Genomic DNA, 24,131 nt, shown 5'->3' with positions numbered 1-24,131 from the left:
TGCATGAAACGATTAATGTAACCGCTTTAATTCATTATAATATAGCACATTTAATTTTTCAAGCTATAAAGTATGACATATATAAAATTTTCCAATGGTTTTTTTCGTACTCTGCCTCTTAATTAAGCTATAAGATTACTACCCTGAATCGTTATTATTCCCCCTGGATAGAAGACCACATATCATAGTTAGAAAAACAGATGTACCAATCTGAACCGTAGTCTGTCTAATCGTATCCCGAAGTGGGTCCAAACAAACGATATCAAAGGCTTTCACCTTCTTATGACTTCCGGCTAGGAATACAGCTTCCAGCAATTCTTCCGGGCGCATTCCACCTGACGTTGCGGCCGGAACACCAGGGGCATATGTCATATCGAGCACATCCATATCTATTGTCACATAAATCATATCCACTTCATTTTCTAGAGTATTTAATATTTCGCTTACCACCTGTTCAAGGCCATACTTCCGAGCAAGGCGTAAAGGGACATACCGGACCCCTTTCTTTTTGGCATAATCGCATAATTCCTTGGTGTTATAAAATCCATGCAAGCCTATATTATGGATATGCTTCCCTTCGACAGTACCCGCTTCAATTAACTGACGCATGGGGGTACCATTGGAAGGACCTTGCTCTGACGGGTCGCGTAAATCAAAATGGGTATCGAATTGTAAAATACCAATTTTTTTATCAGGATAGATTTCTTTCATCCCTTTCACTAGCATGGCAGTCGTAGAATGATCACCACCAATTCCCCCTATCAAGGAATCCCGGAAATGATTGTGAACAGCATTGGATGTTTCCCTAATAAACCGATGACAAAGATTGATGTCGGTTCCATGCATGGCTATGTCACCTATATCCCAAACCTGCATGCCTGAGAAATCCAGATCATAATCCATATTATAGGTAGAAAAACCCTTCCATGAACGCCGGAAGTATTCGGGAAACTCAGATGCTCCTGATGGACTGATTGATGACCTTGATAGTGGAGCCCCAAAAAAGACACAATCAGGTTTCTCTCTTTCTTCCACTGATTTCAGTTCATTGATAGTCCGTATCCATTGGTGGACCTTAGCTGGATGATCAGCAAGGGGCATCTCCTTCCTCCATGTGAAAGTAGCTGGTTGTAGATGCAGGTCATTCAACAAGTGTTCCCCCTCTCACGACGATTTTGCCTTTTTTAATGACGGTATGTGTATGATTGACCCCATAATAGTATTGAAGTTTCGCGAAATGATCTACGTCAAAAATCGTGATGTCCGCTCTTTTTCCCACTTCGATACTCCCGATTTCCTTTGAACGGTCGATGGCATGAGCAGCATTTATCGTGGCGGCCGTTATAGCTTCAGCTGGACTCATCCCCATGTTCATGCAGGCAAGATTCATCATGAAAGGCAGAGACACCGTCGGCGAGGACCCCGGGTTGCAATCGGTAGAAAGGGCGACCGGTATGCCTAAATCAATCATCTTTCTTGCATCGGCAAACTTTTTCATTAAAAAGTAAGCTGTCCCTGGCAGTAAAACGGCGACTACTCCTGCTGCCGCCATTTTCTTCATTCCATTATCCGATGCTTCAAGCAAATGATCTGCGGAAATGGCTCCTATTTCCGAGGCTAGTTCCGCTCCTTCATACGGCTCAATTTCATCCGCATGAATTTTTGCCTGCAGCCCGAACTTCTTTCCCGCCTCCAATATTTTTTTTGCTTGTTCTGGTGTAAATACACCTTTTTCGCAAAATACATCATTAAACTCGGCTAATTTATTTTGTGCAACCGCAGGAATCATTTCTTTAATGATTAAATCAACAAAGCCTTCGGGGTTTTCTTTAAAATGTAGCGGGACGGCGTGGGCACCCATGAAGGTTGAAACAACATCAATCGGATGTTTTTCATGAAGCTCCTTTGCCACTTCAAGTTGTTTTCGCTCCGTGTTCCAGTCCAGGCCGTAGCCGCTTTTCGCCTCCACTGTGGTCACTCCATGTAAAAGAAAACCATTCAACCTCTCCCAGCTCTCTTGAAACAACTGCGAGTGGCTGGCTTGCTTTACAGCCTCTGTCGTCGCATATATGCCCCCACCTTGATTCATGATATCCATGTAAGTGGCCCCTTCTAAGCGTTGGTTAAATTCTGTTTCCCTGCTCCCTGCAAACACTAAGTGGGTATGCGGATCCACCAATCCAGGTGTAACCAAAAGGCCTGAGGCATCAACGGTATCTGCTTGGGACAACCGATCTGTGTATTTTTCAAGTAAATCACTCGTTTTTCCTACTGCCTGCACGACTCCCTCTTCAAGCCAGACGCCCCCATTTTCAATGATCCGCAAGTCCGACATGTCTGCTTTAATCCGGGGGGTTTTTGCATTACCGCCAAGCGTAACTAACTGGGAGGCATTTTTTATAAAAAGGGGTCTACTCATCTATTCCTCTCCCATCATTGGCATATGAATTCCCTTTTCTTTAGCTGTCGCGATTGCCAGTTCGTAACCTGCATCCGCATGCCTTACTACGCCCATCCCAGGATCTGTTGTGAGTACCCGTTCTAGTCTTGCTTCCGCTTCTTTTGTGCCATCTGCGACTATTACCATACCAGCATGTATTGAATAGCCCATCCCTACGCCGCCGCCATGATGAACCGAAACCCAGCTTGCTCCGCCGACAGCATTGATCATGGCATTTAAGATTGGCCAATCGGCAACAGCATCACTGCCGTCTTTCATCGCTTCCGTCTCACGGTTAGGGGAGGCAACCGAACCTGCATCTAAATGATCTCTTCCTATGACAATCGGTGCCTTCAATTCGCCATCTCCGACCATTTTATTAATGATTTTTCCTAACCGGGCCCTATCACCATAGCCCAACCAACAAATTCGGGCAGGAAGGCCTTGGAACTGAATTTTCTCCTGAGCAAGCTTTATCCAGTTGCAAAGATTTCGATCTCCTTTGAATTCCTCGAGCAATACTGCGTCAATTTTATAAATGTCATCAGGGTCACCTGATAGGGCAGCCCACCTGAACGGTCCCTTACCTTCGCAAAAAAGCGGGCGAATAAAAGCAGGAACGAACCCTGGAAAACTAAAGGCATTTTCGACGCCCTCATCTTTAGCCACCTGACGGATGTTGTTTCCATAATCAAAGGTGATGGCTCCCTTCTCCTGCATGATCAGCATGGATCTTACGTGGCTTGCTATCGTTTGTTTAGAGAGGGATACATAAGCCTTCGGTTTCTCTTTTCGTAACCATTCAGCTTGTGCAACTGTCATTCCTGTAGGGATGTAGCCATGTAACGGATCATGGGCAGATGTTTGATCCGTTAAAATATCGGGGATGAAACCACGTTCAATCATAAGAGGTAAAATGTCAGCTGCATTACCGAGCAGACCAATGGACAATGATTCACCACCCTGCTTCGCTTTTTTTACAATGGCAATCGCCTCGTCGATGTCAGCTGTTTTTCGATCTAGATAGCCGCTTTGTATTCGCCTGTCGATTTTAGCTTCATCTACTTCAATGGCGAGACAGACCCCATGGTTCATGGTAACCGCTAACGGTTGGGCTCCTCCCATTCCACCAAGGCCGGATGTCAAGGTGATGGTCTGTTTTAATGACCCTTGGAAATGTTGCCTGGCCAGTTCGGAAAATGTTTCGTACGTTCCCTGAATGATTCCCTGGCTGCCGATATAAATCCAGCTACCGGCTGTCATTTGTCCGTACATCATCAATCCTTTTCTGTCGAGTTCATGAAAGTGATTCCAGTTGGCCCAGGCCGGAACTAGGTTGGAATTGGCTAGCAAAATTCGAGGCGCATCAGGATGTGTCTTGAAAACGGCCACAGGTTTTCCAGATTGAATCAATAAGGTCTCGCATGATTCCAATTCATGTAGAGTCTTCATGATAGTGTCATAGCTTTCCCAGTTTCGTGCCGCCTTGCCAATCCCCCCGTATACAACAAGTTCTCCAGGATTCTCGGCTACTTGAGGATCCAGATTGTTCATCAACATCCTAATCGCCGCTTCCTGAATCCAGCCTTTTGCATGTAGCGTAGAACCTTTATAATTGACGATTTCCCTATACCCCTTAGCCACCATTTACTTCACTCCTTATTATCTCTTTCAAAAAAATCCGTACAGTCATAATTTTTCAACCAAGAAGTACAGGCTTCAATATCAGTGGAAAACAATCTGTCCGACTTAATACTTGGAACGATTTCCCTTGCTTTTTCAAAAAATTGAAAGGTTCGTGGACTCATATGTTCAGTTCCTCTGTACTCAACGCCCTGCATTGCCGTAATACATTCTATTGCCAACACCCTCCAAGTATTTTGTATTATTTCATAAGCATGTCTAGCAGCAATGGTTCCCATGCTCACATGATCCTCTTGATTTGCAGAAGAGGGAATGGAGTCGACACTTGCAGGATGAGCTAGAGTCTTATTTTCGGAGACAAGTGAAGCTGCACAATATTGCATGATCATCGCACCGGATTGCAGTCCAGGTCTGGCACTTAAAAAAGGCGGTAAATCATTCAATTGTGGATTAACAAGGCGTTCAATCCTTCTTTCCGATATATTAGCTACTTCCGCCATACCCAACTTCAAGAAATCCATGGCAAAAGCAATCGGCTGTCCATGAAAGTTCCCCCCTGAAATCACCTGTTCACCCTCATCAAAAATAAGTGGATTATCAGTGGCCGCATTCATTTCAATTTCCAGCTTTTCTTTTACATATCCAATAACCTGCCAGGAGGCTCCAAGGACTTGAGGGATACACCGAAGCGAGTACGCATCTTGCACCCTGATTTCCCCTTGCCGAGTGGTAAGCCCGCTTCCCTCGAGCCAACTTCTCATTCTTTTGGCAACATCAATCTGTTCTGGGTACGCTCTTGCTAGGTGGACCCTCTCATCAAACGTGTCTATGATGCCATTTAAAGCCTCGACAGTCATGGCAGCAATCGCCTCTGATAACCATCCGATTTTTTCCGCTTCTAGTAGGGCTACCACCCCCATCGCCGTCATCGCTTGCGTACCGTTAATAAGAGCCAGGCCTTCTTTGGCCTCGAGCTGGATGGGTGAAATCCCTTCCTGTCTCATGGCATCGGAAGCTTCCATCTGTTTTCCCCGGTAAACGACCTCTCCCTCGCCCACTAACACTAGTGCTAAATGCGATAAAGGTGCTAAGTCCCCGCTTGCTCCGAGAGATCCCTGTTGCGGGATAACAGGATGTATTTCTGCATTTAAAAGTGCCAATAAACTTGAGATGACCTCAACCCTTACACCAGAAAACCCCTTAGCCAGAGCATTGGCCCGAAGTAATATCATTGCTCTGGAAACACTTTCAGGAAATGGGCTCCCGACTCCACAGGCATGTGAGTGAATTAGATTATATTGCAGTTCTTTTACATCTTCGGTATCAATATATACATCACTGAATTTCCCAAACCCAGTCGTGATTCCATACACTGTCCGTTTTTCCAAGACCATTTTTTCCACTACTTTTCTACTTTTCAATACTTTTTCCAGAGCATCTTGGGAGAGGGTGACCTTTTCTTTCTCAAATATGACCTTTTTAGAAAGATGTAACGTTAAATCTTCACCTGTAAGAATCATACCCTACACCCCTTTAACATAGTAAAGGGGCTGTATCACTTTAAATAAAGCGATACAGCCCCTTTTTTTGCAGCAAATGAATTGACTCATTACAGTGTATAATCATGTTCATTTCACTCCTCACAGAGTATTAGTTTTTTAAATTCTACAAATAAAAAAAGCTGTTTGTCAACTAACTTTTTACACATTTTACCAAAAGTATTGTAAACTTGACTCGGAAATGTGCTGAAGGAATGATTCCCAACCAATTACATATAGATGAGTATATCAACCATCCAAATAATGTTAATATATAAGGGGAATACGAAGGAAAAGGAGGCCGAACAATGTGATTGAGAACGCCTATATTAAACTAGTCCCAGCGTCCGTGAAAACTAATATAACGATAGAGGATGTGAAGGAGCTACTCGCCTATTATCAAATGGTCACCTCAAAGACGGGAAAACAGCTGGATTGGGACTATGATAAAAAAGCCTTTCCATATGACATGAAAGAACCTGATAAAATGAAAGATAAAATGATTTATTTACAATCCAACGACGACCGTTATCATATGATCTTAATTGGGGTTGACCAGGAAATCGTTCAAGATGAACAGGGCATGGAACGAATGCAATCTTATATCCAATTTACCCTTCCTGAATCCGCAACATTCGGCGACAAAGGGAAGGCAAATGAACTTTGTAAATTCCTCGCAAAAAAATTACAAGGCCAACTTCACCTCTTTAATAAACGTGTCATGTATTATTATCCCAGAAAATAAAAAAACATCATTCAGCTAATTCACCTTAAGAAATTCTTTCTTTACCAATCCATATCAACTTAATTTTTGGAGAAAAAACGCATTAACAATCAGAACAAAACCTAAAGACAGATTTGTACAAGAACTTTTACGTTAGACGGCATTTTAACGTATCATTATTAATTATTTGGTCAAACTTCTTCATATAGACAGTAATTATGAGCATTATCAACGAAAGCCCCTCGTAAGCATTTTCCATGAGGGCTTTTTCTTTTGTTTACAATTATTTGAGTCATGATTATTGACCTATTAAGCGATTTAATTTAATGTTGGTATTTGTATGTGTTGTATTATTAGGAGGAATTGGCTTGAAAATATTAATTACGCTTATTATATCTTTTTGGGTTCCTGGTGGAGGACATTTATTCCTAAGTTTACACCCTAGTTGGGAATGGTCATCAAGAGACAGAAAGTTATTTAAAAGAGCTATTTATTTTGCTATAGCTTATCTAGTCTCTTGCCTACTTGCTTTTGTTTCCATAGGATTTATCCTTGCCCCTATCGTAATAATATTGGCGATGGTAGACAGCTATAGGCAAGCAAAGAAGATATTATGAAAAGCACAGTCTGCATATATTGATTTCAGTTTCAAAAAGGCATTCGGAATGATTCCATCCGGATGCCTTTTATAATGAAATATAAATGGGGGTAAGGCTGCTCATATAGTCCAAGTGTATTTACAAGTTCACCTATGAAATAGCTTTCTTATTTAGGAGTTTCTATTAATCTAGGATCAAGAAACTTATAACCTTTCTTTTGAAAACCTATTACAATATCCTCAATCGCCTCACTTGTCCATTTCCGATCATGCATCAATAAATTGGCGCCATTCGTTAAGTACTCGCTATTTAACATGATATTGGTTAGAGCTTTTTTGTTTTGGTATTCTTTTTCCCAGTCATACCCATAGGTCCAGTTCATAACTAGCATTTTTTCTTTTTCAGCCATTTCTTTTGAGTAATCAGTATTAGCTCCAAAAGGTGCCCTGATAAATTTAGGGCGTTCTCCAACGGTTTCCTCGACTAAGTCATTCAATTTTACAATTTCTTTTTTTTGCGATTCTTCCGTCTGTTCTTTCAAGTTAACGTGAGAATATGTATGGTTTCCGATAAAAAAACCCATATCATGAATCTTTTTTAATGTTTTTTTCTTTTCATCATCGGTTTCAAAAAAATGCCCATTCACGAAAAATATGGCTGGCACATGAAGCCTATGAAGTGTTTTAGCAATATCAAGTGAGTATTTATCGGGTGCATCATCAAACGTCAACAGAACGACCTTCGGATCAGCATCCTCTATAGGCTCAAAAGACCCATTCGCTTTATTCAAGCGATACTGTGCTGGAACATCGGCTTCTTCTACTTTCTCATTTTCATTTTTGGTCTCTACCTTTTCATTTTGCTCTTCCGTTTGTTCGCCTTGAATGGCGCTGGTCGTTTCAACGCTCCTTTTGGCAGTGTCTATATCGGAATCATTGCACCCCATTAATAAGAATGAAATCATCGCAAACACACATAAAGTTTTGTTAAACATAGTTCCTCCATTGGTGTATGTGGCATTGGAGCTACGTTATCATTCAATAAACAGGTACTAACGTTTCTAAAAGGATTTGCAATACACCATAGCAGAGTAGACTAATTACAGTGACCAGCAGTGTCCTCTTATTGGATTTCAGTATCATTTTTCCGATATAAATGGCTAAATAAGAAAAGACCAAAAACATAAATACTTTAAAAACAAAACGATCATTTACAGAAAGCCATTCTACTACTGTATATCCACTCCAAACGATTAGTTGAAAAAGGATGACAAAATAATCTTTCATGTAATCCACCCCATTAAAATGAACAGTCGCTTACCTTATTCTCGACAAGCTTGTTCTCAAGTCACGCAGCTCTTGCTATTTTTTATCCTATTTGGCATGTTTCAAACCTTTTTCTAAGAAAAAAGTAAGTCCCTCTTTATAACATATGCCGTTTTTCACATTTCATTAAAAATTTTCGATTTAACTATCATATTTTTGTAAAGAAAAAAGCACACTCTCCCAGATTTGGGAAGTGTGCTTTTTTAAAAACAAATTATTTAATGATATGGATAGGAGTTCCAAGGGCTACTTCAGCAGCTTCCATTGTAATTTCACCTAAAGTTGGATGCGCATGAATTGTCATCGCGATATCTTCAGCAGTCATACCTGCTTCAATTGCCAAACCAAGTTCAGCAATCATATCAGAAGCATTTGGTCCTGCGATTTGTGCTCCAATAACCAATCCGTCCTCTTTGCGAGTGATAAGCTTCACAAATCCGTCCGTACTGTTCAATGAAAGCGCACGACCATTTGCAGCGAATGGGAATTTAGATGCAAGTGCTTCGATTCCTGCTTCTTTCGCATCTTTTTCGTTATATCCTACAGATGCAAGTTCCGGTTCAGTGAATGCAACAGCCGGAATTGCAAGATAATCGATTTCAGAAGTCTCACCAGCAATAGCTTCTGCAGCGATTTTTCCTTCATAAGAAGCTTTATGTGCTAATTGAGGTCCAGAAACGATGTCACCAATCGCATATATGTTTTTCACATTAGTGCGACATTGCTTATCGATTTCGATCAAGCCTCTATCAGTCATTTTGATGCCGACTTGTTCAAGACCGATTTCAGAAGTGTTCGGACGGCGACCTACTGTTACTAAAACGTAATCAGCTTCGACTTTTTTCTCTTCGCCTTTAACTTCATAAGTAACGGTAACGCCTGTTTCTGTTTCTTCCACGCCTTTAGCAAGAGCTTTTGTAACAATTTCGGCACCTTTGTTTTTAAGGTTCTTTTTAACTAGGGCTGCCATTTGTTTCTCAAAGCCAGCGGAAAGAATTTCTTCCGTACCTTCAAGGATCGTTACTTTAGTTCCGAAGCTAGCCAACGCTCCACTAAGCTCAGTTCCAATGTAACCTCCACCGATAACAACGATCGAACTTGGCAATTCATCCAAAGCAAGAACACCAGTAGAATTAAGTACACGTTTCGTATATTTAAATGATGGAATCTCGATTGGTGTAGAACCAGTTGCGATGATTGCATTTTTAAATGTATATGTTTGAGCTGAGTCTTCATTCATGACACGGATACTATTTTCATCTACGAAATAAGCTTCTCCTGACACGACCTCAACTTTATTTCCTTTTAAGAGGCTGCTTACACCGCCCGTTAATTTGTTTACAACAGATTGTTTCCAAGCTTGCACTTTAGAAAAGTCCACGGAAACCTTCTCTGCAAAGATCCCCATATCTTCTGAATGCAAAGCGTTATGGAAACGGTGTCCTGCTGAAATTAAAGCTTTAGAAGGGATACAACCTACGTTCAAACAAACTCCGCCGATTGATCCTTTTTCAACCACTGTTACTTTTTGTCCAAGCTGTGCTGCGCGAATTGCCGCAACATACCCCCCAGGTCCTGAACCTATTACTAATGTATCTGTTTCGATCGGAAAATCTCCTACTACCATTGTTTACGCCTCCATTAACAATAATTCTGGGTCGTTCAATAACTTTTTGATGTGATTCAAAGCATGCTGAGCAGTGGCCCCGTCAATAATACGGTGATCAAAGCTAAGTGATAATGCCAGAACTGGAGCGGCGATTATTTCCCCGTCGCGAACAATTGCTTTTTCTGCAATTCGTCCAATCCCTAGAATGGCAACTTCTGGATGATTGATTACAGGTGTGAACCATTGACCGCCTGCGGAACCGATATTCGTGATAGAGCATGAAGCACCTTTCATTTCATTAGATGCCAATTTACCGTCACGAGCTTTTGCAGCTAATTCGTTAATTTCTTGTGAAATAGCAAAAGTTGATTTTCGATCTGCATCTTTTACAACTGGAACGAGCAGTCCTTTATCTGTATCTGCTGCAATTCCAATATTGTAATAGTGTTTATGGACAATCTCACTTGTCTCATCATCAAATGATGTATTAAGCATTGGGAATTCACGTAATGCACTTGTTAATGCTTTTACAACATAAGGTAGGAATGTAAGCTTGATTCCTTTTTCTGCAGCAATATTCTTGAATTTTTTACGATGATCAACAAGTAACGTCACATCAACTTCGTCCATTAATGTTACATGTGGAGCTGTCTGTTTCGATTTAACCATTGCCTTGGCAATAGCTTTTCTCATGCCACTCATTTTCTCGCGTGTTTCAGGGTATTGCCCTTCAGGAATCGTCACTTTTTTATTATCTGAGCTATCCGATTCCATTTGTTGTGAAGCATTATCACTTTGACGAGCCGGTTCTTCGGAAGCAACTGTACCGTTTTTGAAAGCATCAATATCGTCTTTCATGATACGGCCATTATCTCCTGAGCCAGTAATCTCGCGAATATTTACCCCTTGTTCTCGTGCATACTTTCTGACAGAAGGCATGGCAATGATACGTCGTGAAGGGTCTGCTTCCACCTGTGGTTGAGATCCTGCGCCCGTTTCTCCACTTTTCTCCTGAGCTGGAGCAGTTTCTTTCTTAACTTCCTGTCCACTTTCAGCAGTAGCTTGAACTTGGGCTTCCGTATCTTTCTTACCTTCTGTTTTCGCTTCTTCCCCATGATCCCCTTTAAACTGAAGATCTTCATATCCAGGAGCATCAAAAGTGACAAGTACATCTCCGACTACAGCAACTGTTCCTTCTTGAACAAGAATTTCTTCAACAGTACCTTCGACTGGTGATGGAATTTCTACTACGGCTTTATCGTTCTGAACTTCACATAGTACGTCATCTTCTTGAATTTTGTCTCCTGGTTTAATAAACCATTTTACTATTTCACCTTCGTGTATACCTTCTCCGATATCAGGGAGTCTAAATTGGAATGCCACTGAATTCAACCTCCTATATTAAATCATACTTAGGGCTTTGAATAAAGCCCTTTGTCATGTATTTCTACTTATAAAAAGGCCATGTAAAGCCCTATTTTTCATTTTTGCCTTAAGAAACTATTAGAATTTCAAGACTTTAGTCGCTGTTTCCATAATATCTTTATAATTAGGCAGCCAAACTGTTTCTGCTTGAGAAAATGGGAAGATTGTATCGGCAGCTGTGACGCGTAAAACTGGTGCATCAAGGCTTAAAATAGCACGGTCATTAATTTCCGCTACAACATTCGCTGCAACACCGGCTTGCTTTTGGGCTTCTTGAACGACGATAGCCCGTCCCGTTTTCTCTACTGAACCAATAATCGTATCAATATCTAATGGAGAAACCGTACGCAAGTCGACCACTTCTACCGAATGGCCTTCCTTAGCCAATTCTTCCGCAGCTTTGATGGATTCTTGCACCATCGCACCGTAAGTAATAATGGATAAGTCCGTTCCTTCTCGTTTTACATCTGCCTTGCCCAATGGAATCGTGTACTCTTCTTCAGGAACTTCCTGACGGAAAGAACGATATAATTTCATGTGTTCAAGGAATATGACAGGGTCATTGTCTCTAATTGCAGATATCAACAATCCTTTTGCATCATAAGGAGTGGAAGGGATAACTACCTTTAACCCTGGTTGTTGGGCCATTAAACCTTCAAGACTATCTGCATGCATTTCAGGAGTATGAACTCCACCACCAAATGGAGAGCGGATGGTAACAGGTGCATTATAGCGACCGCCTGAACGATAGCGCATACGAGCAAGCTGTCCGCTGACTGAATCCATTACTTCATAAATAAATCCAAAGAATTGAATTTCAGGTACTGGACGGAAACCTTGCAAGGAAAGACCAACTGTCAATCCGCCGATTCCTGATTCAGCAAGGGGTGTATCGAATACACGCTCTTCACCGAACTCTTTTTGAAGGTTTTCCGTTGCACGGAAAACTCCTCCATTATTACCGACATCTTCTCCAAAAACGAGTACATTCTCATCGTTTTTAAGTTCCGTACGTAATGCGTCTGTAATTGCTTGGATCATAGTCAATTGAGCCATGGTTTACTTCGACTCCTTTTCTTTATAAATTTCATATTGTTCTTTTAAGTTGTTTGGCATTTCTTCAAACATGATTGAAATAAGGTCTGTCACTGTTTGCTTAGGTTCTGCATCAGCCTTTTTGATTGCTTCTTTAATATCTTCTTTTGCTTTATCTATAGTTTCATTCTCTAATTCTTCATTCCAAAGATCTTTACTTTCCAAGAACTTACGAAGTCGAACCAATGGATCCTTTTGTTCCCACTCATTATCCAAATCACTTGTCCGATAACGGGTCGGATCATCACCAGCCATTGTGTGTGGACCATAGCGATAAGTCAACGTTTCAATCAATGTTGGGCCTTCACCATTAATTGCGCGCTCACGAGCTTCTTTTACAGCTGTGTAAACCGCTAATGCATCCATTCCATCTACTTGAATTCCAGGAATACCAGCTGCTACACCTTTTTGTGCCAAAGTCTTCGCCGCAGATTGCTTATCTACCGGTGTAGAGATAGCGAACCTGTTATTTTGAACAATGAAAATGGCTGGCGCTTTAAAGGCTCCAGCAAAGTTGATTCCTTCATAGAAATCACCTTGTGAAGTTCCGCCATCACCTGTATATGTAATAGCGACTGCTTTTTTACCGCGTTTCTTCAGACCGAGCGCTACACCAGCAGCTTGAATGTATTGAGCACCGATAATGATTTGTGGTGAAATGACATTCACATCTTCTGGAATTTGATTTCCTTTAAAATGTCCTCTTGAGAATAAGAATGCTTGCCAAAGTGGCAGGCCATGCCAGACGATTTGTGGGACATCACGATATCCAGGAAGAATGAAATCTTCTTTTTCCAAGGCATATTGGGAAGCGATTTGAGAGGCTTCCTGCCCTGCAGTCGGTGCATAAAAGCCCAATCTACCTTGTCTATTAAGAGAGATCGAACGTTGATCCAATATTCTTGTATAAACCATACGACGCATTAATTCCTGTAGTTGTTCGTTACTTAAATCAGGCATCGCCGCTTCATTCACGACTTCTCCCTCTTCATTTAAGATTTGGAACATTTCAAATTGTTCTTCAACCTTTTTCAGCTGATCTTGAACATTAAATTTAGGCTGTTTAGTTTTTTGAGCCATTTGGCACCTCATCCTTTCATTAAAAAGGTTAGTAATTATTATTCTATAAAGCAAAATGATTTGTCTTATAGTCTCTTCAAGAACACATTGTTTTATTTTCCCCTTAAGTCTAATCTCTCAAACACGGGGGTTGGTGTTTATGTCTTAATCTTATGCTGTACCAATAAAATAATCAAGAAATATGATACAAGAACTTTGGCAATTTCAGTTTACAAGATGTATTAACTTCAAGTCAATCACCTATACTTCCTTACATTTAGATTTTAATATACTTAATTTTCCACAAAACCAACCTCTGTTATAGTTTTTAAATTATATCTGTACTACAAACTTCTCCCCTTTCAGCATTTTTAAGATGCTAAAGTATAGTATTTCCCTTACACTCCACTTCCTATAGATGCAATTTTTAGCTTTATTTAAAGGGATTTCTAACTTTTGAATAGTATTTCAATAAAATTTCAAACGCTTTCATACCCATGAAACTGTTAGAATTTCTAATTTTATTTTTTTTTAGTACAGTTCATAACAATTAAACGAAAAAGTCTGAAATATTTAATTTTCAAAACAAAAACAATGGGCTATGAGTGATGCTCATAGCCCATTCCACACTCTTTATTTTTTGTCTGTCTCCGTTTCTTTTATGCCCGCAGTTTCATAAAAACTTTCTTTTTCTTGATTATATTTTTTGGTGATTTCATTGAATTTCTCATTTGCCTTCACTACTTTTGCATAAGACTTGTTAATTTTGTCGACTTGAATTTGAAGTTCATCCATTTTCAAATCCTTTTTTTTGAATAGTTCATACAGTTCCCTATCATTCGCTAAGCTTTGTTGATAGGCTTCATATAATTCCTCATATGATCTATATCGGTCACTCATTGTTTTTTCCATTTTCACTGCTTCTTTTTGCACCTTTTGATTCTCGATTTTTTCAGTTTCCCCCTCCATTTTATTGAATTGTTTTTCTGAAGCCTCCATACTTTCCTGCTCTTTCTCTATTAACGCTTCCCGTTTATCAATGTTTTTCAAGGCTTCATCGGAAAGTTCAACGATTTTGTCATACTCCTTCATCCCAAGTTTGATGGTTTTTTCATATATTTCTTTTTCTTCCACTTCCAATTTATTAAGTGGTTCTTGATTTTCCGCGAAGTCACGTTCTTTCTCACTTGTTTTATCAAGAATTTTATCAATATGCCCTTCCGGAGACCCACTATTTAAACAGCCGGTCATCATGACTACAGAAAATAACAAAACAACATATAGACGATAATGCTTCAACACTAATAACAACTCCCTCTGATCTTCCTACATGGATGATTTTCACTATCTGGATTGCCGCATCCAAAACACGCACATCCCCTATTAAAACAGGATTTTTTTCAAGTTTGGGTTAGAGCCTACACGCTTTAAACCATACCGCATAGGCTGTATTAAACCGTTTCTAATCAGGATGGTTGAAACCCAAAATATAAAACGGAGGTATAAATTATGTATTATGGAGGTTACACCCAAGATTGTTGTTATCCGGTTTCCGCTGCACCAAGCTATGGCTATGGGGGACAATGCGGAGGAGGAGGCGGCGGTTGTGGTTTTGGCAGCGGCTTCGCTTTAATCGTAGTCCTATTCATCCTACTTGTCATTGTCGGCGCTTGCTTATGCTAAAGAGATAACCACTATCATCCCTTTACCCAAAAATATTATATAATTACCCTTATTTACGAATTTCAAAATAAAAAATTAAAAAAATACCATGATAGGGACAGTTGTTTCTTCCCTATCATTTTCTCTCTTATTAACTTTTGAGAATATATTTGTTAAAATAATTCCATACATATTATTATGAACTATGATGGGGTGAAAGAACTTGTTTACAATGGATGATTTTGTTAAAGAAGACAATCCCGTTTTAAGAAAAGTGGCTGAGGAAGTCATATTGCCTGCTTCCGATGAGGATAAGCAGATTTTAAACGACTTGATGGACTACGTCCGCAACAGCCAGGATTCGGAAATTGCTGCTCAATATGGTTTAAGGGCCGGAATCGGGTTGGCCGCACCGCAGGTTAATATATCCAAACGGATGATAGCCGTTCATCTTAAAAACGAAAAAGGTGACATAGTTAGTCACGCTCTTTTCAACCCTAAACTCGTAAGCCATTCCCTGGAAATGTCCTACCTAACTGCTGGTGAAGGCTGCCTTTCCGTTAATCGGGCCGTTTCAGGTTATGTACCCCGCTATGCCCGCATAAAAGTATCGGGTACGAACCTAGAAGGTGAAGTGGTACAACTCCGTTTAAAAGGCATTGCCGCCATTTGCTTTCAACATGAAATCGATCATTTGAATGGAATTATGTTTTATGATCATATCAATGCAGAAGATCCTTTCAACATACCGGAACATTACATTCCGATAGAAAGGTGAAATTCAGTCCAATAGACATCAAATGCCCCCACCAATTAATATTGAAGGGGGCATTTGATGCTGTGCTTAAATTAATTCAAGTTCCTTTAATCCATGAAGTATGCCGTCTTTATCGACATCCGTCGTCACGAAGTCGGCTTCCTGCTTGACAAGCTGACCCGCGTTGCCCATAGCCACTCCATATCCCACCGCTTTTAACATTTCTATGTCATTTAAACCGTCCCCAAATGCGTATACATCCTCTAGACCAAAACCAACTTTATCCATCAATATCTTTATGCCCTCCGCCTTTGATCCTCCAGAAGGTAAAACGTCCGTCGAATACGTATGCCATCTAATAAAATTAAATTTATCATATTTGCCCACGTACTCCCCTTCTTCTTCCTCTGAACAAAACAATAAGGCTTGATAGATGTCATTGTTTTCATAAAAATCGGCCTGATGCTCAGGATGTGGGAATTTCAAACTGCTTAAAGCTTCTTCAATTCGATTATGATAAGGCACACTAGAAAGCATTCTTTCCTCATTCATAAATACGATAGGTAATCCACTTTTGTCGGCAGCCATATGCAGCCGTCTCACTTCAGACTGATCCAAAGGATTCTTATAGATGACCTTGCCCTCGAATACTACATATTGGCCATTAAAACTTACAAAAGTATCTATCCCTAGTTCCTCTCTTAAATCTTCAAACATGAAGGGAGCCCGTCCAGTGGCAATGGCTACGAAGACTCCACTTTCCTGCAGTTGCTTCACTGCTTTTTTTGTTGATGCCGGTAATTTTTTATCATGATCAAGCAACGTTCCATCAATATCAAAGAATACGATTTTCACTTACTCTTCACTTCCCATTCATTGAGTTTCCCTATTTTTAATATGTACCCATTTAATAATTGTCATCAAAATAAGTCAAGTAACTCATCTGTACAACACCATATATAACCAGGTTTTTTATATGCGTTTTAGCATATATTATTATATGTACATTAATCCCCTCATCCCATCCTCCAAAGGTAGTCAAACATTCGAGTTGAATCAGAGGCTTTTTTTCATAAATACGTCTTTTACCTGCAAAGACGTATTTACTTTATTGAATAATCCTATACAATAATAACTAAGGGAGTGTGATCACCATGTTAAAAAAGCTTCGTAAAAAGCTTGTAAAACAATGGAATGATCTTCTAAGAAAAAAATCAATCGCATGATAGCCATTTCCGTTTTGCCCTTGGCCGTCATCCATAAGCGAGATTTTTTTGTACAGCCCTTCAAAAACTTGCGGAGGGCTTCTTCCTTGTTGTAAAGTGCATATAAGCCTACTTCGAATTATTAAATTTACATACTATAATATCCTGACTTTGCATAAAAGTTCACACTACCCGTGTTTCCTACACAGAAAGTAATACACGGTTTCCTAATGCATTGAAGGGTTATACTTGAAATTCATATGTGATTCATAATAAGGGCTACTCTGGGACATATCTTTTATCCGTTTGGTTTTACACTTGGTAAAAACGGAAAGAATATAGAATAGAGGAAGTTTCGATATTAGCTATTTATTTTTATATACTATTATGTATTGGTATAATAAGTTAAATAAAAAACCCTCTTCCCGAAGGAAAGTTGGGTTTGTTTTTCCATGATGTTGAAAAACATGTAAAAATTGTTGTTTTTATATATAATGAAAAAAAGCAATGTAAACAAGTGAGGAGAGATTAAAATGGTTTTTAAGGTATACTATCAAGTAACCATAGCAGAGGTTCCCATCCGGGAGAATACTAAAACGATGTATGTGGAAGGTGAATCCATCCGTGACGTTCGTTTAAAATTAAAAAAAGAACCGTATAACGTAGAGTTGGTAGCACCAGTAACTGGGGCATACTTGGAATATGAAAAACAAAGTGATGATTTTAAAGTATTGGAGCTAGGATAATTTATGAAATTTGTGAAAAATGATCAAACAGCTGTATTCGCCCTGGGCGGTTTAGGCGAAATCGGCAAGAACACATATGCTGTTCAATTCCAAGATGAGATCATCGTCATCGATGCCGGAATCAAATTTCCGGAAGACGAACTTCTAGGAATTGACTATGTGATTCCCGATTACAGCTATTTAGAGAAAAATGTAGATAAAATTAAAGGGGTCTTCATCACTCATGGTCATGAAGATCACATCGGCGGTATTCCCTATTTATTGAGAAAAGTGAATGTTCCTGTATACGGTGGCAAGCTAGCACTTGGGCTACTTCGTAACAAACTGGAAGAGCATGGTCTTTTGCGCCAAACAACCATGATTGAAATCACGGAAGATGAAGTAATCAAATTCCGGAAAACTTCTGTCTCTTTCTTCCGTACGACTCACAGCATTCCCGATTCTTACGGAATTGTGGTAAAAACACCGCCTGGACAAATTGTTCATACCGGTGATTTCAAATTCGACTTCACACCAGTAGGAGAACCGGCCAACTTGACCAAAATGGCTGAAATCGGTAAAGAAGGCGTATTATGTTTACTTTCGGATAGTACGAATAGTGAAGTGCAAAACTTTACGATGTCAGAGAGTCGCGTCGGCGATACAATTCAAGACATATTCCGTAAAGTAGATGGTCGAATCATCTTTGCAACCTTTGCATCGAACATCCATCGTCTTCAGCAAGTCGTTGAGGCAGCTGTCGAAAATGGCCGTAAGATTGCCGTCTTTGGTCGTAGTATGGATTCAGCTATTGCCATCGGTCAAGAGCTTGGTTATATCGTAGCTCCTAAAGATACATTTATCGATGTACAGCAATTAAATCGTATGCCTGCCAACAAAGTGACCATCCTTTGTACTGGTAGCCAAGGTGAACCGATGGCAGCCCTTTCTAGGATTGCAAACGGGACCCACCGTCAGATTCAAATTATACCTGGAGATACAGTCGTTTTCTCTTCATCACCAATCCCAGGGAATACGATCAGCGTGTCTAGAACCATTAACCAATTATATCGTGCAGGCGCAGATGTCATTTCTGGTCCATTGAATAATATTCATACATCAGGTCATGGCGGTCAGCAAGAGCAAAAGTTAATGCTTCGTTTAATTAAGCCAAAATTCTTTATGCCTATTCATGGTGAGTATCGTATGCAGAAACTTCATGCAGGACATGCAATGGACTGTGGTGTACCTGAAGAAAATTGCTTTATCATGGATAATGGTGAAGTGCTTTCACTAAGTGAAAACACAGCACAGATTGCTGGTAAGATCCCTTCAGGTTCCGTCTATATCGACGGAAGCGGTATCGGTGATATCGGAAACATCGTTTTACGCGATCGTAGAATCCTTTCCGAAGAAGGACTTGTTGTTGTCGTTGTCAGCATAAACATGAAAGAATTTAAAATCTCTTCCGGTCCGGATATCATTTCAAGAGGGTTTGTGTACATGAGAGAATCCGGAGACCTTATCAATGATGCTCAGTCCCTTATCACTAAGCACTTGAATAAAGTGATGGAGCGCAAAACCACTCAATGGTCCGAAATCAAAAATGAGATTACAGATACTTTGTCACCATTCCTATATGAAAAAACAAAACGCCGCCCGATGATTCTTCCAATCATCATGGAGGTTCAATAATAAAGAAACCCCAGCCTAATGGTTGGGTTTTTTCTTTACGACACATATATAAGGAGGACCTATAGATCATTAGGTCCTCCTTTCTCATTAATCCACAATCTTTTTTTCAAATCGATTTATGTCAGAATCAGCACCAATGACTATCAAGATATCCCCTTTATGAATTAGATCATTGGCCTGTGGTGAGACATTAATCTCATTCTCTCTTTTGATTCCCACAATATTCAAGCCGTAATGGGCCCGGATATCGAGATCGAATATCGATTTACCGTTCATTTTTTGGCTAGCAACGATTTCCACAATGGAATGTTCATCAGAAAGTTCTAAATAGTCCAGGATATTATTAGAACCGATATTATGGGCAATACGTCTTCCCATGTCTCGTTCCGGATGCACCACAAAGTCCGCACCAATTTTCCGGAGCACCTTTTCGTGATAATCATTCTGTGCCTTTACCGTAACATTCGTAACCCCAAGTTCTTTGAGCATGAGGGTCGTTAAAATGCTTGCCTGAATATTTTCCCCGATTGCGACAATAACGTGTTCAAAGTTACGGATACCGATATTTTTAAGCACATTTTCATCAGTCGTATCCCCTACGATGGCATGTGAAGCAATTCTTGCATATTCATTAACGCGAACTTCATCGGCATCAATGGCCAGCACACCCATGCCTTCTTCTGCCAACGTCCTTACAATACTGCCACCAAAACGGCCAAGTCCTATCACGGCAAATTCTTTTTTCACAGTACACCCTCCAAAATCTCCCTTAGGTATAGGGAAATATCATTTCTTATGATGAGCCTTCCCAATACCTTTTAAGCTTTTTTACCTTTAAATGTTATATAGTTTGTTAGATGATTGATAGCCAGTTCAATGGACTCCTCATCAGGTGTCAACTTAGCATGATGTAAGCCATAGTCGGATGCCACACCCAGCCAGAACATGAAACCTGGTATCTCTTTCAACATATAGCCAAAATCTTCGCCTGTCATAGCCTCTGTACAACGATACAATTGGACCTCCGTGGATTGTTCGGTGAAATCCATGAATTCACTTGTCAGCTTCTCATCATTATACACCTGATGGTACATACAGCCATAGTCAATTTCCGCCTTGCACCCATATCCTACTTGAATGCCATCTACAAGAGCTTTTATACGAGACTTGACCTTAACCATTGCCTCCGGGTTTAACGTTCTTATTGTACCTTCTAGACGCGCCGTTTCCGCAATAATATTCTGAACGGTTCCTCCCGTTATCTTGCCAATGGTAATCACGGCTGAATCCAGGGGATTCACATTACGGGAAACGATCGTTTGTAGCTGTCCAACTAGCGAACAGGCAGTGATTACCATATCGTTTGTTTGGTGTGGATACGCTGCATGTCCGCCCTTTCCTTTTAAATCAATGAAGAGTTCAGATGTATTGGCAAATAAAAGTCCCTCTTTAACCGCAATCGTTCCCACAGGGTATTCCGGTGCAACATGCAGGGCAAGGATCATATCCGGTTTCCATTTTTTCATCGTCTCGGATTCCAGCATCGGTTCAGCTCCCCCAGGACCTTCCTCAGCTGGCTGGAAAATAAATAACACATCATCATCGATTGGATTTTCTACAAAATGCGTCAGAATGCCAAGACCTATGCTCATGTGAAAATCATGCCCACATGCATGCATATAATCTTCATGTCTAGAAGCAAATGACAGCCCCGTCTCCTCTTTTATTGGTAATCCGTCAATATCAGCTCGATAGCCGATTATCTTACTTGGATTCTCTCCCTTGATTTTCACGAAGATTCCAGTTCTCCAGGTTTCCACTTCGATTCGTTCAGACGGTAAATTCATTATGTATTGAAGCAAGTATTGCTGTGTCTTGTATTCTTGAAAACCAATTTCCGGTATTTGATGCAAATCGCGCCGAATGGCGACAAACGGGCTTAATTCCATATTTTTTCACTCCCTATACAGAAAGCGTGGATAAGATTATCCACGCTCTTGAACAATATTTTCAGTTGAAATTAAAGTTGACGAAGCTCTTGCATGATTTCAGTTTTCGATTTGGTTTTTTCATCAATTTGTTTAATTACTTTAGCAGGTATTCCAGCAGCCACTGAATATGGAGGTACGTCTTTCGTTACGATAGCTCCTGCCGCTACAACTGAACCTTTCCCGATTGTAACGCCTTCTAGCACGACAGCGTTAGCACCGATTAACACATCATCTTCCAATACGACTGGTTGTGCAGAAGGTGGTTCAATTACACCTGCAAGCACTGCTCCTGCCCCAACGTGACAGTTTTTACCCACTGTTGCACGTCCTCCAAGAGTTGCGTTCATGTCGATCATTGTGCCTTCGCCAATAACAGAACCAATATTGATTGATGCTCCCATCATGATAACGGCATTATCTCCAATAGAAACTTGGTCACGAATCACTGCGCCAGGCTCGATCCGTGCCTTGATTCCTTTTAGGTCCAATAGGGGGATTGCTGAATTGCGACGATCATTTTCAACTACATAGTCTTCAATTTTTGAACCTGCTGTTTCGATAGCCGATTCAATTTCATTCCACTCACCGAATACCACTCCAGTGTTACCGGTAATGAAAGTTTTTGAAGCAGACCCAAAATCTATGCCTTCTAATTCACCTTTGACATATACCTTCACAGGTGTCGATTTTTTGCTGTTGGAGATAAAAGAAATAATTTCATGTGCATCCATTTTATTCATTCTGAAAAACCTCCTAATTATGTATCATTGCTCGATTTAAATTTAACAGACAACAGCTTGCAAGACAAGAAATGAATATCTTTTTCTAAAGGGTTTCACTCCTTGACAATTGCTGTAGAAACCTACAACAAACCTTGTTCACGAATATGTTCCTTCACCACTTCCGTGAAGGCTTGGACCTGTTTAAGCTGAAATGCTGATTCATATCCACAAAGCCAGGTATCACGCTCGATGGAATGGTTCTGCCCGTCCAAGAGGGGGATTTTGAAAATGTTCGTATCTTTATCATGTAAAGTGATTGCCGGTAGAATTGCATAACCAATTCCATTGAACACCATCTGTTTACATGTTTCGATTTGATCAACGACGATTGTATTTTTTGGGGTGGTCTTGAATTGACGGTGCCACCAATCCTGTATCTCCTGATAATAATTTGAATCACTCTTAAATTGGATGAAGGGGCGGTCCGTTTCGAAAACCTGATCGAGTTCCTTCATCTCTGTATCAACCAAGTAGAGCATATCCGTAAACAAATGCTGTTTGACGCCCTTCCAGTCGGGCGCACCCCGGATAATACCAATATGGACCTGACCTTCATACAAAGATTTTAGGATTTCACTGCTCCATCCTGTGATTAAAGAAATCTTGGCATACGGGTATTTTTGGACGAACTTTTTCAAGACTTGCGGCAGCCAGTTTTGTCCGACTATCGAAGCACAGGCAATTTTCAGGGTACCATATACCTCGTGATCCATCGCCTGGATACTTTCCCTCACCATTTCTTCCTTTTCCAATATAACATTGGCCAATCGTATGACCGCTTCCCCAGCAGGCGTCAAGGAAAGACCTTTTTGCGAACGGAGGAACAGCTTTGATCCCCAATCCTTTTCAATCGTTTGTAGACGTTGAGAAAGTGCAGGCTGGGAAACAAATAAACGTTCTGCCGCTTTCCTCATATTCATCTCCTGGGCTAACACGGATAATAAATGGTATTCAGAAAATGACATATACACCAACCTCTTGATAATTTATTCTTATCACTATAACTCAATTTTTATTAATTTAATTATCAACAAAACAGGACTATAATACAAGAGAAAAGAAATGGAGTGATCCTTATGACAATTTTTTTATTGCTGATCATCGGTTTTGCGGCATCTTTTATAGGGACACTGGCCGGTAGTGGTGGATTAATTGGTATGCCTTCCCTGCTTTTAATCGGTATCCCGATTCATCAAGTCATTGGCTCCGTTAAGTTCTCCAATATGCTTTCTTCCTTTTCCAGTTTTTACTTCTTGTTCAAAAAAAAACAATTGAAATTGAAAGATGCTCTTAAGTTAGTACCCTTTGCTATATTTGGTGGCTTTTGTGGCGGCCTGCTGGCAAACTCTTTCACAGAAAAGACGATGAACCTAATGGCTATTTTTCTCTTAACAGTTGCGATGGTCATGAATTTTTTAAAGAAGCCACGCCCTCATAATGAAGAAGAATGGAAGCTTCCGAAGAAAGTCTATCCATCTCTTTTTGGAATAAGCGTGTATGACGGAATGTTCGGACCAGGTCAGGCAACCATGCTCATGTATACCTTCCTTCGTAACGGAGCCACTTACCTACAATCTCTTGCCTTTACTCGCTTCCAAACCTTTGTCAGCTGTACTGCAGCGTTCATCACCTACTTAATCGCCGGTAACATTACATGGAAAGTTGCAATCTATTATACGATAGGCTCCCTTATCGGATCACAACTCGCTCTGCGCGTGGCCGAAAAAATCTCGACTCGACAGCTGAAATTCATTTTACATTGCGTCACGATCGCCTTATTGATTCAGCTTATAACTCGCCTTGCCATGTCTTAGTCATTACAAAAAGGAGGCAACCCGTTTTACAGATTGCCTCTC

The 24,131-nt window shown here is 40.4% G+C and carries 23 protein-coding genes; 7 read left to right on the top strand and 16 right to left on the bottom strand.

Annotation, left to right across the window (positions count from 1 at the left end; translation table 11 throughout):
* Window positions 1-138: 138 nt before the first annotated feature.
* From ACQKL5_RS07025 to hutH, 4 genes are read right to left on the bottom strand one after another with little or no spacing between them, the layout of a single operon-like run.
* The gene (locus tag ACQKL5_RS07025) at window positions 139-1,149 is read right to left on the bottom strand and encodes an agmatinase family protein (RefSeq protein WP_427607470.1); all 1,011 of its coding nucleotides are present in this window, start codon (window positions 1,147-1,149) and stop codon (window positions 139-141) included.
* A complete protein-coding gene (gene hutI / locus ACQKL5_RS07020; RefSeq protein WP_427607468.1) occupies window positions 1,142-2,419 on the bottom strand; it encodes an imidazolonepropionase in 1,278 nt (425 codons plus the stop codon). The genes ACQKL5_RS07025 and hutI overlap by 8 nt, the downstream gene beginning before the upstream one ends.
* Window positions 2,420-4,087: a urocanate hydratase gene (hutU, locus tag ACQKL5_RS07015; RefSeq protein WP_427607467.1), complete on the bottom strand. Its 1,668-nt coding sequence runs from the start codon at window positions 4,085-4,087 to the stop codon at window positions 2,420-2,422.
* Window positions 4,088-4,092: 5 nt separating this feature from the next.
* Window positions 4,093-5,604 (bottom strand): histidine ammonia-lyase, encoded by a 1,512-nt coding sequence (hutH, locus tag ACQKL5_RS07010; RefSeq protein WP_427607466.1) that lies wholly within the window; start codon window positions 5,602-5,604, stop codon window positions 4,093-4,095.
* A gap of 328 nt (window positions 5,605-5,932) precedes the next feature.
* On the opposite strand from hutH, the gene ACQKL5_RS07005 reads away from it, so the two are divergent.
* Both ACQKL5_RS07005 and ACQKL5_RS07000 read left to right on the top strand, forming a co-directional pair.
* Complete coding sequence (locus ACQKL5_RS07005; protein ID WP_427607465.1) at window positions 5,933-6,367, top strand: DUF1885 family protein; 435 nt, start codon at window positions 5,933-5,935, stop codon at window positions 6,365-6,367.
* 347 nt (window positions 6,368-6,714) lie between these two features.
* Window positions 6,715-6,963 carry a hypothetical protein gene (locus ACQKL5_RS07000; protein ID WP_427607464.1) on the top strand — a complete coding sequence of 83 codons (249 nt, stop codon included), beginning with the start codon at window positions 6,715-6,717 and terminating at the stop codon, window positions 6,961-6,963.
* A 148-nt stretch (window positions 6,964-7,111) separates the two neighbouring features.
* On the opposite strand, the gene ACQKL5_RS06995 is transcribed toward ACQKL5_RS07000, so the two are convergent.
* From ACQKL5_RS06995 to ACQKL5_RS06965, 7 genes are all read right to left on the bottom strand, one after another.
* The gene (locus tag ACQKL5_RS06995) at window positions 7,112-7,939 is read right to left on the bottom strand and encodes a polysaccharide deacetylase family protein (RefSeq protein ID WP_427607463.1); all 828 of its coding nucleotides are present in this window, start codon (window positions 7,937-7,939) and stop codon (window positions 7,112-7,114) included.
* 43 nt (window positions 7,940-7,982) lie between these two features.
* Complete coding sequence (locus tag ACQKL5_RS06990; protein WP_427607462.1) at window positions 7,983-8,231, bottom strand: hypothetical protein; 249 nt, start codon at window positions 8,229-8,231, stop codon at window positions 7,983-7,985.
* 253 nt (window positions 8,232-8,484) lie between these two features.
* Window positions 8,485-9,897, bottom strand: coding sequence for a dihydrolipoyl dehydrogenase (gene lpdA, locus ACQKL5_RS06985; RefSeq protein WP_427607461.1), 1,413 nt, complete (start codon window positions 9,895-9,897; stop codon window positions 8,485-8,487).
* Between the two features lie 3 nt (window positions 9,898-9,900).
* Window positions 9,901-11,262 (bottom strand): dihydrolipoamide acetyltransferase family protein, encoded by a 1,362-nt coding sequence (locus ACQKL5_RS06980; RefSeq protein WP_427607459.1) that lies wholly within the window; start codon window positions 11,260-11,262, stop codon window positions 9,901-9,903.
* Between the two features lie 120 nt (window positions 11,263-11,382).
* Window positions 11,383-12,360 (bottom strand): alpha-ketoacid dehydrogenase subunit beta, encoded by a 978-nt coding sequence (locus ACQKL5_RS06975; RefSeq protein WP_427607458.1) that lies wholly within the window; start codon window positions 12,358-12,360, stop codon window positions 11,383-11,385.
* 3 nt (window positions 12,361-12,363) lie between these two features.
* Entirely contained in the window at window positions 12,364-13,479 is a 1,116-nt protein-coding gene (gene pdhA, locus ACQKL5_RS06970) for a pyruvate dehydrogenase (acetyl-transferring) E1 component subunit alpha (RefSeq protein WP_427607456.1), read from the bottom strand.
* Between the two features lie 612 nt (window positions 13,480-14,091).
* A complete protein-coding gene (locus tag ACQKL5_RS06965) occupies window positions 14,092-14,760 on the bottom strand; it encodes a YkyA family protein (protein WP_427607454.1) in 669 nt (222 codons plus the stop codon).
* A gap of 207 nt (window positions 14,761-14,967) precedes the next feature.
* On the opposite strand from ACQKL5_RS06965, the gene ACQKL5_RS06960 reads away from it, so the two are divergent.
* Both ACQKL5_RS06960 and def read left to right on the top strand, forming a co-directional pair.
* Window positions 14,968-15,141: a YjcZ family sporulation protein gene (locus ACQKL5_RS06960; protein ID WP_427607452.1), complete on the top strand. Its 174-nt coding sequence runs from the start codon at window positions 14,968-14,970 to the stop codon at window positions 15,139-15,141.
* 202 nt (window positions 15,142-15,343) lie between these two features.
* The gene (gene def, locus ACQKL5_RS06955) at window positions 15,344-15,898 is read left to right on the top strand and encodes a peptide deformylase (protein ID WP_427607450.1); all 555 of its coding nucleotides are present in this window, start codon (window positions 15,344-15,346) and stop codon (window positions 15,896-15,898) included.
* Between the two features lie 66 nt (window positions 15,899-15,964).
* Here the strand turns inward: def and ACQKL5_RS06950 are convergent, their stop codons facing one another.
* Window positions 15,965-16,732, bottom strand: a complete 768-nt coding sequence (locus ACQKL5_RS06950) for a Cof-type HAD-IIB family hydrolase (RefSeq protein ID WP_427607448.1) — start codon at window positions 16,730-16,732, stop codon at window positions 15,965-15,967.
* 883 nt (window positions 16,733-17,615) lie between these two features.
* Between ACQKL5_RS06950 and ACQKL5_RS06945 the strand changes: the two genes are divergently transcribed.
* On the top strand, window positions 17,616-17,828 hold the full coding sequence (locus tag ACQKL5_RS06945) for a DNA-dependent RNA polymerase subunit epsilon (RefSeq protein WP_427607446.1): 213 nt from the start codon (window positions 17,616-17,618) through the stop codon (window positions 17,826-17,828).
* Window positions 17,829-17,831: 3 nt separating this feature from the next.
* A complete protein-coding gene (gene rnjA, locus ACQKL5_RS06940) occupies window positions 17,832-19,502 on the top strand; it encodes a ribonuclease J1 (protein WP_402968538.1) in 1,671 nt (556 codons plus the stop codon).
* 87 nt (window positions 19,503-19,589) lie between these two features.
* Here the strand turns inward: rnjA and ACQKL5_RS06935 are convergent, their stop codons facing one another.
* From ACQKL5_RS06935 to ACQKL5_RS06920, 4 genes are all read right to left on the bottom strand, one after another.
* Entirely contained in the window at window positions 19,590-20,249 is a 660-nt protein-coding gene (locus ACQKL5_RS06935; RefSeq protein WP_402968541.1) for a potassium channel family protein, read from the bottom strand.
* A 71-nt stretch (window positions 20,250-20,320) separates the two neighbouring features.
* Complete coding sequence (locus ACQKL5_RS06930; protein ID WP_427607445.1) at window positions 20,321-21,451, bottom strand: N-acetyldiaminopimelate deacetylase; 1,131 nt, start codon at window positions 21,449-21,451, stop codon at window positions 20,321-20,323.
* A 71-nt stretch (window positions 21,452-21,522) separates the two neighbouring features.
* The gene (gene dapD / locus ACQKL5_RS06925; protein WP_427607444.1) at window positions 21,523-22,233 is read right to left on the bottom strand and encodes a 2,3,4,5-tetrahydropyridine-2,6-dicarboxylate N-acetyltransferase; all 711 of its coding nucleotides are present in this window, start codon (window positions 22,231-22,233) and stop codon (window positions 21,523-21,525) included.
* Between the two features lie 122 nt (window positions 22,234-22,355).
* Entirely contained in the window at window positions 22,356-23,240 is an 885-nt protein-coding gene (locus tag ACQKL5_RS06920) for a LysR family transcriptional regulator (protein WP_427607443.1), read from the bottom strand.
* 111 nt (window positions 23,241-23,351) lie between these two features.
* On the opposite strand from ACQKL5_RS06920, the gene ACQKL5_RS06915 reads away from it, so the two are divergent.
* On the top strand, window positions 23,352-24,089 hold the full coding sequence (locus ACQKL5_RS06915; protein WP_427607442.1) for a sulfite exporter TauE/SafE family protein: 738 nt from the start codon (window positions 23,352-23,354) through the stop codon (window positions 24,087-24,089).
* Window positions 24,090-24,131 lie beyond the last annotated feature (42 nt).

This window comes from Peribacillus sp. NPDC097675, from assembly GCF_050277655.1.
Lineage (GTDB): Bacteria > Bacillota > Bacilli > Bacillales > DSM-1321 > Peribacillus.
The sequence above is the reverse complement of the archived record's forward strand: the minus strand, read 5'-3'. Positions and strand labels throughout refer to the sequence as shown.